Consider the following 15,729-nt stretch of genomic DNA (forward strand, 5'->3'; position numbering starts at 1 on the left):
GGCGACGAGCCGACCGGTTCGTCGCCCGCGTCGGCGTTGCCGTTCCCGCGCTGGGCACGAACGCCCGTGCGACTGCCCGTGGTTCGCGCCGCTGGTCGGGCCGGCGTCCGGGTGGGCGCCGGCCACATCGATCCCGGCCCTCGACCGGTGGACCCGGACTACCCGGACCGGCATCCCGAGCGGCCGGGGCCGGCTACACCGGGCCCAGTTCCTCGTAGATGCTGAGGACCTGGGCGATGGTTTCGCGTTCGCCGGGCCACGTGGCGGCCTGGACCGGGCCCGCGGCGGCGAGTTCGCCGCGGCGGTCCGGATCGGCGAGCAGCGCGCCGACGGAGGCCGCCAGGGCCTCGGCGTCGCCGTACGGCACCAGCACCGCCGCCTCGCCGACGAGTTCCGGCACTCCCCCGACCGCCGTCGCCACCAGCGGCACCCCGCTGCGCAGCGCCTCCTGGGCGACCAGCGCCCGCGCCTCCCACCGACTCGGCAGCACCACCACGTCCGCCGCGCCCAACAGGTCGGCCACATCCGACCGATGCCCCAGCAACCGAACCGGCAACGACTCGGCGTCGATACGTTCCTGAAGCGTCTCGCGCAACGGCCCGTCCCCGGCGACCACCACCAACGGCGCCGGCCGGACCTCGCCCCACTCCCGCGCCGCGTCCAGCAACACCGGATACGCCTTCTGCGCCGCCAACCGGCCCACCGCGACCACCAACGGCCGATCCCCCGCCGCGAATTCGTCCCGCACCGCGCCCCGGTCCCGCGACGCCGGCGGCAACGGCGGCGCGGACACCGGGCCGAGCCGCGCGTCCCGCGCCCCCAACTGCCGCGCCCGGTCCACCAGATCGGCCGACGCGCCCAGGACCACGTCGGCGGCCCGTACCGCGCGCCCCTCCAGCACCCGGGTCAGCGCACCCTTCGCGCCGCCCGCCAACACCGCGTTGTGCAGCGTCAACACCAACGGCGTCCGCCGCACCCGATGCCGGCCGAGCGCGTTGCCCGCGACCAGCCCGGCGCGCAGCCCGTGCGCGTGCACCACGTGCGCGTGCGCGCACGCCGCCCGCAACTCGCGCGCCGCGCCCCGGTCCGAGGGCCGCGGCGCGGCCGGGATCTCCACCGCCCGAAACCGCGCGCCGGTGCCCGCGAAGTCGAAGTGCTCCTCGGTCGAGGCCGGCCCGCAGACCGTCACCGCGACCCCACGTCCGACCAGCCCGGCCGCCAGCGAGCGCACGTGCGCGCCGATCCCGCCGGTGGACGTGGCCAGCACCAGGACGGCCCGCAGCCGGGCCGGCTCGGTACGCTCCCGCGACTCAGTCGTCGTGTCCACGTCGCTGCTCCCCTTCCGTTTCGGCCGTCCGCCGCCCGGGCAACGCCGCCTTCACGGCCTCGCCGACGGTGGCGAGGACGACTCCCGCGAACACCAGGGTGCCCACGATGGCGGCAACCGTCGCGATGATCAACGTAAAGACGATGCCCCCGGTGCCCAATGCCCGCGACACCCCGAATCCGACCAGGCCGCCGGCCGCCGCACCGACCACCGAGGCGATCGCCGCCCGGCCCAGCGCCCGAATCGGCAGTGCCCGGGGCCCGGCCGTCCTGGCGACGGGATACGCCAGCAGCAGGCCCGCCACGGTCATCCCGATCGAGTTGCCGAGGCCGAGCGCGGCCACCGTCCAGCGCGCGGGCAACACGTACGCGAGGATCACGTCGGCGACCACCACCACACACCAGCCGACCACCACACACCCGGCGGCGGCCCGCCCGTGCCCGGACGCGTTCAGCACCCGGCTCAGGTGCGCGACCAGCGCGTACCCGATCAGCCCGGGGGCGAACGCGGCCAGCGCCCACGCCATCTGGTCCGCCTCGGTGGATCCGGCCATGAACAGCGCGAAGAACCGCCCCACCGGCGCCGCGGCGGCCAGGAGCAGCGTGGTGCCCGCCGCGCCGACCAGCAGCACGGTCCGGGTGGTCGCGGCCACGGCGTCGGCGAACGCGTCCCGGTCGCCGTCGTGCGCGTGCGCGCTCAGGCGCGGGAAGGCGGCGGTGGCGATCGGCACGGCCAGGACCGCGTACGGCAGCAGGTACACCATCCAGGTCGTCTGGTACACCACGAGCGACCCGTGCGTCCCGCGCCCGTTGGCGAGCAGGATCACCGCGATCGTCGCGGCCTGCTGGGCGACCAGCGTGGCGACGCCGGCCAGCGCGAGGGTGCGTACCCGGCGGCCCACCCCGTCCGGAAAGCGCAACGTCGGACGCAGCCGCAGCCCGGTCGAGCGCAGCGGCACGACGGTGACGAGCGCCAGCGCCAGCACACCCGCCGTCGTCCCCAGGGACAGCGTCAATTCGGCGCCGCGGGGCAGGTGCTCGAGGTCGTCGAGGTCGACGTCGTACCGGTTCGCGAAGAGCAGATAGGTGCCGGCCACCACGAGGCTGGACACCAGCGGCGCGAGTGTGCCGGCCAGGAAGCGCCGATGCGCCTGGAGGATGCCGCCGGCGACCACGGCGACCCCGTACAGCAGCACCTGCGGCACGAACACGAGCAACATCCGCGCGGCCACGTCCACCACCCCGGGCTCGTCGGCCTTGCCGGCCAGCAGCACCTCGGCGATCGGCCGCGCCAGCAACGCCCCGAGCAGCACCATCGGCGTCAGGACCAGCACGACCCAGGTCAGCAGCGCGGACGCGATCCGCCCGGCGTCCTCGCGGGCGCCCCGGGCCACCGGACCGGCCAGCACCGGCACGACGACACTCGCGAGCGCCCCGCCGGCGACGATCTCGAAGACGATGTTGGGAACGGAGTTGACGGTGCTGTAGGCGGTCCCGAGAGCGGTGTCACCCACGGTCCCGGAAAACACCAACTGCCGCCCGAACCCGGCCAACCGCGCGAACACGGTGACCAGCCCCATCAACGCCGCGGCCCCCGCCAACCCCCGAACCGCCCGCGTGGCGCCGGAGCCGTCCACCACCGGAACGTCGTCGCGAGGGGCGGTCACCGGCGACCGACCGAGCCGGTCCGGGGGCGGTGGTGGGGGCGGCCGATCGTCATGCCGACGGGACGGACCCCTCGACACCCGGCCGGCCGGGCACCACGCCGGCGTCGCCGGCCGCGCCGACGTCCGTGGTCGACGCCGCGCCGGCCTCCGCGGCCGACCCCGCGGCCGCGGCCGGCGCCGGTCGGCGGCCCAGCATGTCGAGCGTGTTCAATGCCCGGTTGCCCGCGATGACCTTCGTGAAGCTGACCCGCTCGCTGGCCGCCGTCAGGCCGACCAGCACCGCCGCCTTCGTCAGCAGTCCCGTCCGGGACGCGTTTGCCGCCAGGGCCACCCCGAGCGCCGCGCCCAGCGCGTTCGCGCCCGCGTCGCCGAGCATCGCCCGCTCGCCCAGGTCCTCGGGCAGCAGCGCCGCCGCCGCGCCCACCGGCGCCGCCGCCAGAGCCGCCGCCGCGCCGCCCCGTAGCAGCCCGGGCGCGCCCGCGATCAGCACCGCCTTGGCCGCCCGTCCCGGACGCAGGTCGAACAGGTTGATCAGATTCGCGGTCCCGGCCACCACCACCGCGGCCAGCAGCCGGTCCACCGGATGCCGCCGCACCAGCGCGCCGGCCGCCAGCCCCGCCGCGCCCAGCCCCACGATCTTGACGCCCCCGCTGGTCACTTCGCCCTTGGCGAGCGCCCCGAGGTGGCCCTTGAAGCCGCGCCGGTCGGTCGACCCGGCCAGGTCGTCGTACGTCCCGAACCCGGCCCCGGCGACCGCCGCCAGCACACCCGCCGCCCGCCACCGCCCCGGCACGCCCGGAGCGCACGCGGCGGCCACGGTCGCGCCGATCGCCGCGGCCGGCCCCTCCAGCAGGGTCAGCGTCTCGCCCCGGTGGTTGCGCCGCTCCCAGAGGGCGGCGCCGCCCGGGGCACGGCGGGTCAGCGCGGCGTACGCGGTCCGGGCCGCGCCGGTCGCGGCCAGGCCGGTCACCAGCCGACCGGCTCGACCTCGACGGGACACGGCGCCCCCCGTACCGGCGCCCGGCGTCACGGCGGCCTTCGTCACGGCGTCTCCTTCTTCGGCAGCTCCGGCAGCGGACCGTCGGTGGTGCCCGTAGTCCCGTACTGACCCGAAACGCCCTGCTTGTCCTCGACCACCAGGGACCACACGACCGCGACCTGACCCACGGGCGTGTCGGCGGTGTCCACGGTGGAAACGGCCTTGGCGGTTTGATCGTTACGGCGCAGCGCCCAGATCGCGCCGTTCTCCTGCGCGGCGGACGCGGTGCCGGCCATGACCGTACCGTTGCCGCCGCCGTCCAGCGCCCGGGCGAGCGCGAGGTACGCGTTGTTCGTCCGCCCCGGGTCGTCGCCGGAGGTGGCTCCCGAGGGCGCGATCACCACGACCAAGTCGGCGCCGACGGCCGGATTGTCCTTGACGTCGATGAAGCCGGCTTCCTTGAGCCTGGTCAGCGCCTCGGTCGCGGCCTGCGCGTTGTGCGTGCCGAGGGTGGTGGTGCCCGTCCCGGGCGGCAGGCCCGTGTTCGCCCCGCCGGCGGGCGGCGCCGAGGTGGTCCCGCCGGCCCCGGTGGACGCGCCCGACCCGGGCGTACCCGTCGCGGGCGTCCCGGACGCCGGCGTCCCCGTGGTCGGCGCCCCGGAAGCGGGCGGGGTGGTCGAACCGCCCGGCGTACCCCCCGAGGTCCCGCTCTGTATCGGCGGCATCTTCTCGGTGACCGCCCCCGCCAGCACCTTCGCGGCCCGCTCGGTCGCCGACCCGGTCGGGAACGTGAGCGCGTTCGCGCCCAGCGCCGTGACCAGTTCGTTCTCCCGCTTGGGGTCGGTCCACTGCCCCTTCACCGACACCTGGCCGGTGACCGTCGCGGACGCCCCGTCGAGCAGCTTGACCGTGCTGTCGGCCAGCTTGGTGTCCGCGCCCGGCAGCGCGACCACGACCGCCTTGTGCCCGGCGAGCCGGCCCTTGGTCAGCTCGGGGCCGACGGTGCCCATGATGCCGTTGAGGTAGCGCTGACCGGCGTTCGCCCGGTCGACTTCGCGACGCAGCCCTTCGTTGTTCCGGGCGAGGTCCTGAACCGACTGGTCGAGCCCGGAGACGGCGGCCTCCTTGAGGAAGGACGCACCGAGGACGAGCCCGACCGACAGGGCCAGGAAGACCGCGATGATGGAGACGACGTGGTATCTGAAGTCGATCAACTGAACAGTCCCTGGAGCCAGTAGACGAAGGCGTCCCACTGTGCCCCGAACACGTGGAAGTACGCGCGCCCGAGCGGGGTCACCCGCACGGTCACCGCGATCGTGATCAGCGCGGCGAGGCACAACATGAGCAGCGAAGTCGTGGAGATGCGGCTGCGGTACAGACGGCTGACGCCCTTGGCGTCCACGAGCTTGCCGCCGACCCGCAACCGGGTGAGGAAGGTGCTCGCCATGCCGGCCCGGCCCTTGTCCAGGAACTCGACGAGCGTGAGGTGCGTACCGACCGCGACGATCAGGCTGGCGCCGCCGTCGTCGGCGAGCAACATCGCGATGTCCTCGCTGGTTCCGGTGGCGGGAAAGGCGATGCCGTCCACGCCCAGTTCGTCGAGGCGTTCCATCCCGGGGGCGCGGCCGTCCCGGTACGCGTGCACGATGATCTCCGCGCCGCAGCGCAGCGCCTGGTCGGAGACCGAGTCCATGTCGCCGACGATCATGTCCGGCTTGTAGCCGGCCTGGAGCAGCGCGTCGGCGCCGCCGTCGACGCCGATCATCACCGGGCGGTACTCACGGATGTAGGGGCGCAGCGCGGCGATGTCCTCGCGGTAGTGGTAGCCGCGCACCACGATGAGCACCTGGCGGCCGTCGACCCGGGTGCGGATCTCGGGGACGCCGACGCCGTCGAGGAGGAGTTCGCGCTCCTCGCGGATGTACTTGAGGGTGTTCTCGGCGAACGCCTCGATCTGCTCGGACAGCCCGGCCCGGGCCTTCTCCATCGCGGCGGCCACGGAGTCCGCGTCGAGCAGCGTGCCGACGGCGATCGGGTCGTCGCCGCGATAGAGGACGTTGTCCTCCACCCGGACCAGCTCGCCCTCGCGGATCCGGTCGAGCACACTGCCGCCGACCTCGTCCAGGAGCGGTACGCCGGCCTCCACGAGCAGTTGCGGCCCGATGTTGGGGTAGCGCCCGCTGATGCTGGCGGCGGCGTTGACCACGGCGGCCGGGCGGCACTTGACCAGCGCCTCGGCGGCGACCCGGTCGAGGTCGACGTGGTTGATGATCGCGATGTCGCCGGGGCGGAGCCGCTTGGTGAGGTCCTTGGTACGCCGATCGACCCGGGCGAACGAGCCGGTGTCCTCGGTGTGCCGTCGACGACGAAGCGTGGGGATCCTCACCGGCGCAATCCTGCCATGCGTCGTATTTGAAGGCGGCCGCCGGCCGCTGTGGAAACGGCCCCCCGGGCCGGGGCGGCGGCCTCCGGCCGCTCTCCTCGCCGCGCTCGTCGATCCCCGGTCGACGATCGGGTCGTGGGCGCCGACGCGCCGACGGGTGGCCGAATTCGCAGCGACCCCGGGGTGGTGCGGGGGTACCCGGTCGAAGGGGGAGACTCACGGCCCGGCACGATCCGGCACTGTGCGGCGGGGGCGCGCGGGCGGGAAATCGGAGCGGGGCTGTTACACAACGCGTCGGTCGCTCCGGAGGCCAGGATCGGCGGCGGGGAGGGCGAACCGGGCCAAAGCCGCAACCTCGTCTTCGGCCCGATGGTGCGGCGGCAGGCGCGACGGGCCGGGCGGGCCGCGCCGCGCCCGCGCCGGGCCGGCTCGTCGCAAGGCGAGCGCGTCGCGCGAACGCCTCCGGCGCACCATCACGTCCGCATCCGGACGACCGCCCCGTCCCCCATCCGGGGGACCGGCTTCCACACTCGCGCCGACGCGCCACACGGGCCGCCGCCGCGAGGGTTGCGGTCATGGAAACCCCGGCGCTCACCGACCCGAACGACGCCCCACGATCCGCCTCACCGACTCCCCGGTCGCCCGGGCAGCCCGGGCAGCCCGCACCGGACGCACCGGCCGCACCCGCTCCTGGGAGCGCACAGCCCACACCGGCCCCACCCCCACACAACCTCCGCAAACGCCTCGCCCGGTTCGCGGTCGCCGCCTGCTCCCCCTACCTGACCCTCAAGCTGCTCTGGGTGCTCGGCGTCGACGTGGGCGTCGTCCACCCCGACGACCTCGACCGAGTCCGGTGGGTGGCGGCCAACGCGTTCACCTTTGTCCTCGATGCCATCGCCGCGCTGATCGCCTACACCCTGGCCCGCCCCCGCGAGGTCCGTGTCCGGGCCTGGCTGATCCTGCTGCCGCTGTGGGTCGCGTCGGGCCTGCTCGTGGTGATCATGCTGGTCGTGCCGGCCGACCTGCTGAGTGCGGCGGTCGGGCTCACCGGCAACCCGTTCGCGGGCGACGACTTCCTGCGCCCGTGGGTGTACGGCGTGGTCTACGGCGGCTTCATCGTCGAGGGCGCGGTGCTGCTCGCCGCCTTCGCCCTGTACGCCCACGAGCGCTGGGGCGCCCTCCTGCGCACTCGGGTCCGCGCGCTCTCGGACCCGGCCGGCACCCGCGACGCGCAGCGCTTCCTGGGTACGGCCGCCGCCGCGCTGCTCGGCTTCGTCGGCGTCGCGCGTCTGGCCTGGGGGCTGGGCGCCGACGTGGGGATGAGCGAAACCTGGATCGCGGACCGCGACGCGTCGGGCCGATGGATGGACGGCGTCCAGGGCGGCCTCGCACTCGTGGGCGCGGTGGGTCTGCTCCTGCTGGTGTATCGGATCGGCGGCGCCCGGGTGCGCGGACCGCTGGCGATGGTCTGGTTCGGTGCGGGCAGCGCGTTCGGGTGGGGCGGCTGGATGGGCCTGATCAGCGCCGGCTCGGCACCCGGCAGCCGGATGGCGGAGCGCACATCCGCGCTTTTGCACCTTGTCTACACTGCCGAGATGATCACCGGCGTCCTGGTCCTGGCCATCGGCTGGTTCTTCCTGAGCGAGTACGCCGGCCGCACCACGCTTCCCGAGCCGACCGTCCCCGAGCCCGCCACCGCGACAGCCCCTGCCCCCGCCCCGCGGGCGACCTGATGGTGCGTCGCCTCACCCGCCGGCTGCTCGGTCGGCGGGCCCGGCTGCGCTGGGTACATCTGGTCCTGGGCGGCGCCCTGTTGACCCCGTTCCACCTCGCCGCGCTCACCGTGCTCACCGCGACCGGACTGCCGCGCGACATCCCTGTGGAACCGCTCACCTCGCAATTCCTGGCCCTGGCACTGGCGTTGCCATTCGTCGCGCTGACCGGCCTGGTCCCGCTGGTGCGCACCCTCGAAGGCGGCGCCGCACGGGTGCTGTGCGCGCCGACCGGCGAGGTACTGAGCCTGCCCGCGACGAGCGCCGCCGCCCGCCGACGGGCCGCCGCGTGGTTCACCCTGCACGCGCTCGCCGGCGGTGTGGTGGCCGGCGTCTCGCTGGCCGCGCCGCCCGGCGGGCTGGTCCTGCTCCTCCTGCCGCTCTTCGCGAACCTGGCCGACGTCTTCGGCTGGGCCGAACCGGCGACCTCGCTCCCCCTCGCGTGGACCCCGCTCGGCCTCGCCCTGATCCTGCTCCCCCTGCCGGTGTCCGCCGCCGCCGGCGCCTGGCTCGCCCGGATCGCCCCGATCCTGCTCGGCCCCACCCCCGCCGACCGCCTGGCCCTCGCCGAGCGGCGCGCCGAGCGCCTCGCCGAACGTGCCCGCATCGCCCGCGACCTGCACGACTCGGTCGGCCACGCGCTCAGCGCGGTCGGCATCCAGGCAGCCGCCGCCGGCCGCCTGTTGGACCGCGATCCGGCCTTCGTCGCCCGCGCGTTGACCGCGATCGAGGACACCGCCCGCGACGCCGTCGCCGAACTCGACCACGTCCTCGGCCTCCTGCGCGAGGAGGCCCCCGAACCCGCCGTGCCCGTGCCCTCGTTGGCCAACCTCGCCGAACTGGTGGCCCGCACCCGAGCGGCCGGCGCCGACGTCGACCTCCACCTCGACCCGGCCGACGGCGTCGCGGCGCTGCCCCGCCTGGTCTCGCGCGAGGCGTACCGGATCGTCCAGGAGGGCTTCGGCAACGTCCTGCGACATGCGGGAGAGGTCCCGGTCAGCCTGCGTCTCCGGGTAGCACAGGGCGAATTGACGATCGACCTGAGCAACCCCACCGCCGGCACCCGACCCACCCGAAGCGGCGGCGGACGCGGCCTGCGCGGCACCGCCGAGCGCGTCGCCGTACTGCGCGGCACCTTCACCGCCGGCCCCCGCGACGGCCGTTGGCACCTCAGCGCCCGAATACCCCTGGAAGGCCACCCGTGAGCACCCACCCGACCCGCGTAGTGATCGCGGACGACGAGAGCCTGGTCCGCGCGGGCCTGTACGCGATCGTCGACGCCGAACCCGACCTGACCGTGGTCGGCGAGGCGGCGACCGGCACGGAGGCGGTGGAGCGGGTCCGCGAACTGCGGCCCGACGTGGTGCTGATGGACGTCCGGATGCCCGACCTGAACGGCATCGAGGCCACGGCGCGCGTCCTGCGCGAGTCGCCGAACCCGCCGAAGGTGCTGGTGGTCACGACGTTCGAGAACGACGAATACGTCTACGACGCGCTCCGTACCGGCGCCCACGGCTTCCTCCTGAAGCGGGCCCGCGCCGACGACATGGTGCACGCGATCCGCACCGTGGCCCGAGGCGACTCGCTGCTCTTCCCCGCCACGATCCGCGACTTGGCCCTCGCCCGCACCCAAGAGCGGCTCCACAACCCGGAGTTGCGTACCCGCATCGCCCGGCTCACCCCGCGCGAGCAGGAGGTCCTGCGCCTGATCACCGCCGGCCTGGCCAACACCGAGATCGCCGAACGCACCGGACTGGGCCCGGAAACGGTCAAGACCCACGTGGCCCGCGTCCTCACCAAACTCGGCGTCCGCGACCGCACACAGGCGGTGATCGCCGCATACGAAGGCGGCTTCGCGACGACGGGCCGGGGCGGGTGGGGGTAGGCCACACCGACCCCCACCCGTCGCGGTCCGACCCGACCGACCGCCGACCATGGCACCGCCGCTTCTGCTGCGGGGACCGGCGGCTGTGCTCGGTGCTACTCGGTCCGCAGCGCGGTGGCGGTCCGGGCCTTTGCCGCCCAGCCGGCCGGCAGCAGTGCGCCCAGCAGGGCGATGACGATCCCGCCGGCGAGCAGGGGGATGAGCAGCCCCGCGGTGTAGACATGGGACACGCTCGGCGGCAGGTGCCGGCCGATCGCGTTCCCCATCGGGGTCAGCGTCGCCTTCTCCACCGCGACCCCGAGCGGGACCCCGATCAGCCCCGCGATCAGGCCGGTGACGGACACCGAGGTCAGCACCATCGCAATGGTCTGCTTGGGCGTCATCCCGAGGGCCTTGAAGATCCCCAGGTCATGAACACGCTCCCGGGTGTCCTGCACAACCGTGCTCAGCACCCCGAGCCCGGCGACCGCCACCATCATCAGCGTGAGCATGGCCACCAGGGTTCCCATGACGAGCACCACGATGGCCTTGCCCCCGTTCGAGTTCGGCCGGACCGCGGCGTTCAGCGGGGTCAGCGCGGCGGCGGCCGAGGTGGACCAGTGCGATCCGCTGACGTTCGAGGCCAACTCGACGTTGAACTGCTCGATGTGCGGGTCCAGGCCGGCGGCGGTAAACGTGGCCGCATCCGTCATGACCGTATAGTCGCCCACGTTGGTGTCGAAGTTGATGCCGACCACCTTCAGCGGCAGTTGCCGGTTCTGCTGCACCACGGTGACGTTGTCACCGACGTGGATCCCCGCCGTCGTGGCCAGCTTGTCGCCGACCACGGCCTCGCCGGGCGCCGAGAACCAGCGGCCGGACAACAACTCCATGCCCGTCCAGGAGAAGTCGCCGGTGACCGTGAACACCGTCGGCGGTTCGCCGCCGGGCGGGGCGCCGACGATGGTCGCGCCGCTCTCGCCCCAGCCGAACGCGGCCTTCGTACCCGGGATCCCGGCGAGCGCGGCGGCCACCTTGGGGGCATCCAGGTGCGGCCTGCGCGGGTCGTTGGGGCCGTAGAGACCCCGGGGCACGTCTACGTCGGCGGTGGGTTCCACGATCTTCGACCCGACGTTGAAGCCTGCGGTGCTGGTGTCCAGGTACTTGTTGAACCCGGACTCCAGCCCCACCGCGAACGTGACACTCACCACGCCGAACAGCACCGCCGCACTGACCAGTACGGCCCGGGCCGGCCGGGCGAACGGCTGGGCCAGCCCCAGCGTCACGGCCCGGGGCAGCGGCAGCCGCGAGGCCAGACGCTGCGCCGCCCGGCCGCGCCCGGCCTTGGGGGCGCGGCCGACCACCAGGGCCCGCACCGTCGGCATCCGGCCGGCTCGCAGTGCCGGGATCGAAGCCGTGACGCCGACGACCAGCAAGGTGCCCAGCGGCACCACGACGCTGACCCACAACGGGATCGTGGCACCGGCCGCCCCGAGCTGCCTGCCGGCCCCGTCCAGGATCGGCACAGCCAGGAGGTTGCCGAACACCGTGCCGAGCACCACGCCGAGTATCGCCGGGATCATGGCCTGCGCGATGTAGGCGCGGGCCACCTGCGAAGGGCTGAAGCCCAACGACTTCAGAATCCCGATGCGCCGGATTCCCGAGGTCACGGCCCCGCTGACCACGATCGAGATGATCAGCACCGACATCGACATCCCGAGGATCCCGAAGGCGATCAGGAACGGCACGTAGGCCTTGGCGTTGCCGGTCGCCTGTTGCTCGGCGGTCAGGTACGACTGTCCGGCCTCGACCGAGCCGGCCGGCGCGCCGGCGGCGATCGCCCGCTTGGCGGCGGCGATGTCGGCGTCGGTCCCGGCCTCGGCGAACCGGTAGAGCATCTGCTCGTCGGACTTGGCACCGGCGGCGGTGAGCCGCGCGAAGCCGTCGGCGGTGGCGAAGGCGGTCGCGCTGCTGGTCACCGAGCCGCCGAAGCCGACGACCCGGAACGACGGCTTGCCCGACAGGGAGGAGAACACGACCGAGGAGCCGAAGCAGGCGTCGGCATAGTTCCGCGCCGGCAGGGCGATCTCGTCCGGGCCGGTCGGCCAGCGCCCCCGGGTCAGCACGAGTTGGTCCATCCCGGAGGTGCTCCCCGGGTCGGGCCGGGTGGTTACGGTGATCGGATGGTTGTCGCGACCGGCGAAATCCTTCTTGGGGCAGTCGATGCCGACGATCGTGTCCAGGGCGGCGACGACCGGGTACGGTCCGGCCGCCTCGGTGACGCCGGCGGTTCGCGCGGTGGCGGCGACCTGCGCGGCCGTGGCCTTCGAACTGTCGAACCGGACCGCCAGGTGCGCCCCGTTCCGGGCCCTGAAGGCGTGCTCGAACGGGGCCTGCACGATGGTCAGCAGACCGAGGCAGAGCACTGACGACGTCACCGTGGCGAACGTCGTCAGAGCCATGACGAGGGACTGGAGCCGACGCCGGCCCACGCCGGAGCGTACGACCTTGCCGAGCGCGCTCATCGGCTCGCCTCCGACAGCATGCGGGCCATGGCGTGGAATCCGGCCTCGAAGAGGCGCCGGGGCATCGGCGGCTTGCGCAGCGTCATCCGGCCGCTCCCGCCGGACGGGTCCGCGGCGTGTGGGCGGCCGGGCCGGCACCGCTGCCGTTGTTGACGACGTCCCGCGCGACCGCACCGTCCACCAACTCGATGGTGCGGTGCGCGGTGGTGGCGGCCAGCCGCACATCGTGGGTGACCAACAAAATGGTCTGCCCCTCGTCGTTCAGGTCCAGCAGCAGCCGACGCACGTCCTCGGCCGAGCGCGAGTCCAGCGCGCCGGTCGGCTCGTCGGCCAGCAGCAAAGCCGGCCGGTTCATCAGGGCCCTGGCCACCGCCACCCGCTGCCGTTGCCCGCCGGACAGCCGCTGCGGATAGGCCTCGGCATGCCGGTCGATGCCCAGCGAGCCGAGCAGCTCGACGGCCCGCCGCTTCGCTTCGCCCTTGCCCATCCCGGCCAGCTGCGCCGGAACCATGACGTTGTCCAACACGGTCAGGTCGTCGAGCAGATTGAAGAACTGGAAGATCATGCCGATGGAAGCCCGGCGGTACTTCGCCGAACCGGCCTCACCGAGCCGGTCGACGCGGATGCCGTCGACGGTCACGGTGCCACTGGACGGCTTGTCCAGACCGGCGATCAGATTCAGCAGCGTGGACTTCCCGCTGCCGGAATGGCCGAGAATCGCCACGCACTCACCGGACGCCACGGACAAGGTCACGCCGGCCAGCGCGGGCGGGCCGTCGTCGTACTTCTTTATCGCGTCTTGGAGAGCGATCATCGGCGGATTCGTCATGGCCCTGAACCTAGGAACGGACCAGGACGCCTCGCGTCGGCCGACGGATGTCACCTCTCCCGAGGTCATCGGCCCGGCGGTGTACCCGCGTACATCCCCGGGGCGACGCGCGGAGCCGACGCCACTGAATACGATCTCCGTGTGGAAGAGCTTCTCCGACGTCTGTCGACATCGAAGCGCGTGACCTGGCTGATGTCACAGGGCGTGGTGCTGGCGATCGCCGGCATCTACATGCTGATGCTCGCCTTGACGACGCCGAGCCCTGCCGACGGCCTGTTCCGATTCCCCGACCTCGGGCACTACGAGACGACGGGTCTCTGCGCCGTGCTCGCCCTTCCCATCCTGCTGGTGCGCCGTATGCCGGTGGCCGTCTTCGCGGCGGTCCTGGGCGAGTCGGCCCTCGGTGACATTTTCGGCGCGCGGCCCTTGGCCGTGTTCATCCTGCTCGTCGCCTTGAACGGGTACATCGCCGCCCGGCGGCCGAAGGCTGCCGCCATCGGCTCCGTCGCGGGCGTCCTGGCCGCGTTCGTCAACGACCTCCCCATCAGCGGGCAGTCCGTCGGCGACGCGATCCAGTGGGCCGGGTGGCTCGCGTTGTGGTTCGCGGTCGCGTGGGTCTTCGGAGGGGTGTATCGCAAACGCCGTGAATACCTCGAAGCCCTCGACGAACAGACCGGGGCCCACGCCGTCATGGCCGAGCGGCTGCGGATCGCCCGTGAACTGCACGACAGCGTCGCGCACAGCATCGGGATCATCACGGTGCTGTCGGGAGCGGCGGCGCGGGTCGTGGAGACCAAGCCCGAGCAGACGCGGCAGGCGCTGATCGGCATCGAGACCACCAGCCGGGAGACGCTGCTCGGACTGCAGCGCATGCTCGGGGCGCTACGCCGCGCCGAGCCGGACGACGCCATGCCGCAGGCCGCCCCGCTGGCGCCGGCCGGCAGCCTGGCCGAGGTCGCGCGGCTGGCCGAACGCACGGCCCACGCCGGAGTGCGGGTCCACGTGACCTGGCGGGGCGAGAAGCGTCCACTGCCGCAGGAGATCGAACTGTCGGCGTTCCGGATCATCCAGGAGTCGGTGACGAACGTGGTGCGGCATTCCGGGGCGCGGACGTGCCGGGTCGCGGTCGGTTACGAGCCGGAAGGAGTGAGCATAGAGGTGGTTGACGACGGGGACGACGGTCTCGGCGGGCCGGGCCGTCCGAGGCACTCCGCGACCGGTGGGAGCGGCTTCGGCCTGCTCGGTATGCGCGAGCGAGTGACGTTGCTGTCCGGTCAGTTCAGCGCCGGCCGGCGTCCGGAGGGCGGATTCCGGGTCGCGGCGAGGCTTCCGGCATGAGTGTGCGGGTGCTGCTGGTCGACGACCAGCCGCTGATGCTGGTCGGGCTCGGGATCCTGATCGGCGACACCGACGACCTGGAGGTGGTCGGCGAGGCCGGCGACGGCCGCGAGGCGGTGCGCCTGGTGCGTGAACTGCGGCCGGACGTTGTGGTGATGGACATCCGGATGCCGGGCATGGACGGGATCGAGGCGACCCGGCAGGCGACCGCCGAGCCGGACCCGCCCAAGGTGCTGGTGCTGACGACGTTCGACGACGACGAGTACGTCTACGGCGCACTGCGTGCCGGGGCCGGCGGATTCCTGCTCAAGAGCATGGCCCTGGACGCGATCCTGGACGCGATCCGCGTGGTGGCGGCCGGCGACGCGTTGATCGCGCCGAGCGTGACCCGGCGACTGATCGCGGACTTCGCCGGAACGTCCGGCCCCGCGGCCCCCGAACCGGACGCCGACCCCGCCACGGACTCACGTCTCATCGCGGGGATCACCGACCGGGAGCGCGAGGTGCTGGCACTGGTCGGACAGGGACTGTCGAACACCGAGATAGCCGAGCGGTTGGTGATCAGCGCGGCGACGGCGAAGACGCATGTCGCGCGTCTGTTCGCCAAGCTCGAGGCCCGGGACCGCGTCCACCTGGCGATCATCGCCTACGAGACCGGACTTGTGCCGCGTAGATCTGCCCGCTGATCCGCCGTACGACGCGCTCGGCCGCCTCAAGGCGTTCCTCGGCTTGGAGGCGACGGCCGGTGCCCTGCGAACAGGACGAAGAAGCCTTCACCGATCTCCAAGCCCTCGCGCCGGGCCCCAGGAATCGCTGAGCCTGATCCATACGGCAACATCGGGAGCCGCGCAATGGCCATACGCGACTCGAAAGATCCCTCCCGAGGCGCCTTCCTCTTCCGTGCCCATCCGTGGAACGCATTCCTCGACTCCGTGAAGCGTCGGAGCCGACCCACCCGGGAGTCGTGGCCACCCACTGCCAACCGTGAGGTGGGCCACAGGCGTTCCCCGGTGCGCCCCCGCAACTCGCCATGATCGTCACCGATA

The 15,729-nt window shown here is 73.3% G+C and carries 13 protein-coding genes; 6 read left to right on the plus strand and 7 right to left on the minus strand.

The window, feature by feature from the left end; all coding sequences use genetic code 11:
- Nucleotides 1-193 precede the first annotated feature (193 nt).
- From ACFRCG_RS43795 to steA, 5 genes are read right to left on the minus strand one after another with little or no spacing between them, the layout of a single operon-like run.
- Nucleotides 194-1,327 carry a glycosyltransferase family 4 protein gene (locus ACFRCG_RS43795; RefSeq protein WP_380042237.1) on the minus strand — a complete coding sequence of 378 codons (1,134 nt, stop codon included), beginning with the start codon at nt 1,325-1,327 and terminating at the stop codon, nt 194-196.
- Nucleotides 1,311-2,993 (minus strand): murein biosynthesis integral membrane protein MurJ, encoded by a 1,683-nt coding sequence (gene murJ, locus ACFRCG_RS43800; protein ID WP_380042238.1) that lies wholly within the window; start codon nt 2,991-2,993, stop codon nt 1,311-1,313. The genes ACFRCG_RS43795 and murJ overlap by 17 nt, the downstream gene beginning before the upstream one ends.
- Nucleotides 2,994-3,042: 49 nt before the next feature.
- Complete coding sequence (locus ACFRCG_RS43805; protein ID WP_380042239.1) at nt 3,043-4,038, minus strand: hypothetical protein; 996 nt, start codon at nt 4,036-4,038, stop codon at nt 3,043-3,045.
- Nucleotides 4,035-5,186 carry a copper transporter gene (locus tag ACFRCG_RS43810; protein WP_380042240.1) on the minus strand — a complete coding sequence of 384 codons (1,152 nt, stop codon included), beginning with the start codon at nt 5,184-5,186 and terminating at the stop codon, nt 4,035-4,037. Before ACFRCG_RS43810 ends, ACFRCG_RS43805 begins: the two co-directional genes overlap by 4 nt.
- A complete protein-coding gene (gene steA / locus ACFRCG_RS43815; protein ID WP_380042241.1) occupies nt 5,183-6,358 on the minus strand; it encodes a putative cytokinetic ring protein SteA in 1,176 nt (391 codons plus the stop codon). The genes ACFRCG_RS43810 and steA overlap by 4 nt, the downstream gene beginning before the upstream one ends.
- A gap of 572 nt (nt 6,359-6,930) precedes the next feature.
- Between steA and ACFRCG_RS43820 the strand changes: the two genes are divergently transcribed.
- The 3 genes from ACFRCG_RS43820 to ACFRCG_RS43830 are packed head-to-tail and all read left to right on the plus strand — an operon-like array spanning nt 6,931 to nt 10,012.
- Nucleotides 6,931-8,088, plus strand: coding sequence for a hypothetical protein (locus tag ACFRCG_RS43820; protein ID WP_380042242.1), 1,158 nt, complete (start codon nt 6,931-6,933; stop codon nt 8,086-8,088).
- On the plus strand, nt 8,088-9,332 hold the full coding sequence (locus ACFRCG_RS43825; RefSeq protein ID WP_380042243.1) for a sensor histidine kinase: 1,245 nt from the start codon (nt 8,088-8,090) through the stop codon (nt 9,330-9,332). The genes ACFRCG_RS43820 and ACFRCG_RS43825 overlap by 1 nt, the downstream gene beginning before the upstream one ends.
- Nucleotides 9,329-10,012: a response regulator gene (locus ACFRCG_RS43830; protein ID WP_380042244.1), complete on the plus strand. Its 684-nt coding sequence runs from the start codon at nt 9,329-9,331 to the stop codon at nt 10,010-10,012. Before ACFRCG_RS43825 ends, ACFRCG_RS43830 begins: the two co-directional genes overlap by 4 nt.
- Nucleotides 10,013-10,107: 95 nt before the next feature.
- Here ACFRCG_RS43830 and ACFRCG_RS43835 read toward each other — a convergent pair whose 3' ends face one another.
- Together ACFRCG_RS43835 and ACFRCG_RS43840 are read right to left on the minus strand one after the other, a co-directional pair.
- Entirely contained in the window at nt 10,108-12,516 is a 2,409-nt protein-coding gene (locus ACFRCG_RS43835) for an FtsX-like permease family protein (RefSeq protein ID WP_380042245.1), read from the minus strand.
- Nucleotides 12,517-12,598: 82 nt separating this feature from the next.
- Nucleotides 12,599-13,345 (minus strand): ABC transporter ATP-binding protein, encoded by a 747-nt coding sequence (locus tag ACFRCG_RS43840; protein WP_380042246.1) that lies wholly within the window; start codon nt 13,343-13,345, stop codon nt 12,599-12,601.
- A gap of 141 nt (nt 13,346-13,486) precedes the next feature.
- Between ACFRCG_RS43840 and ACFRCG_RS43845 the strand changes: the two genes are divergently transcribed.
- The 3 genes from ACFRCG_RS43845 to ACFRCG_RS43855 all read left to right on the plus strand — a co-directional run bounded on the left by ACFRCG_RS43845 (nt 13,487) and on the right by ACFRCG_RS43855 (nt 15,717).
- A complete protein-coding gene (locus ACFRCG_RS43845; RefSeq protein ID WP_380042247.1) occupies nt 13,487-14,683 on the plus strand; it encodes a sensor histidine kinase in 1,197 nt (398 codons plus the stop codon).
- On the plus strand, nt 14,680-15,369 hold the full coding sequence (locus ACFRCG_RS43850) for a response regulator (protein ID WP_380042248.1): 690 nt from the start codon (nt 14,680-14,682) through the stop codon (nt 15,367-15,369). Before ACFRCG_RS43845 ends, ACFRCG_RS43850 begins: the two co-directional genes overlap by 4 nt.
- A 165-nt stretch (nt 15,370-15,534) precedes the next feature.
- Nucleotides 15,535-15,717, plus strand: a complete 183-nt coding sequence (locus tag ACFRCG_RS43855; RefSeq protein ID WP_380042249.1) for a DUF397 domain-containing protein — start codon at nt 15,535-15,537, stop codon at nt 15,715-15,717.
- Nucleotides 15,718-15,729 lie beyond the last annotated feature (12 nt).

It is taken from the genome of Embleya sp. NPDC056575, from assembly GCF_042793325.1.
In the GTDB taxonomy this organism is placed as follows: Bacteria; Actinomycetota; Actinomycetes; order Streptomycetales; family Streptomycetaceae; genus Embleya.

What these genes read in the sequence shown, in the direction of transcription:
- ACFRCG_RS43820 (WP_380042242.1), top strand. Translation starts at nt 6,931, where the DNA reads ATGGAAACCCCGGCGCTCACCGACCCGAACGACGCCCCACGATCCGCC.
- ACFRCG_RS43825 (WP_380042243.1), top strand. Translation starts at nt 8,088, where the DNA reads ATGGTGCGTCGCCTCACCCGCCGGCTGCTCGGTCGGCGGGCCCGGCTG.
- ACFRCG_RS43835 (WP_380042245.1), bottom strand. Translation starts at nt 12,516, where the DNA reads ATGAGCGCGCTCGGCAAGGTCGTACGCTCCGGCGTGGGCCGGCGTCGG.
- ACFRCG_RS43840 (WP_380042246.1), bottom strand. Translation starts at nt 13,345, where the DNA reads ATGACGAATCCGCCGATGATCGCTCTCCAAGACGCGATAAAGAAGTAC.
- ACFRCG_RS43850 (WP_380042248.1), top strand. Translation starts at nt 14,680, where the DNA reads ATGAGTGTGCGGGTGCTGCTGGTCGACGACCAGCCGCTGATGCTGGTC.
- ACFRCG_RS43855 (WP_380042249.1), top strand. Translation starts at nt 15,535, where the DNA reads ATGGCCATACGCGACTCGAAAGATCCCTCCCGAGGCGCCTTCCTCTTC.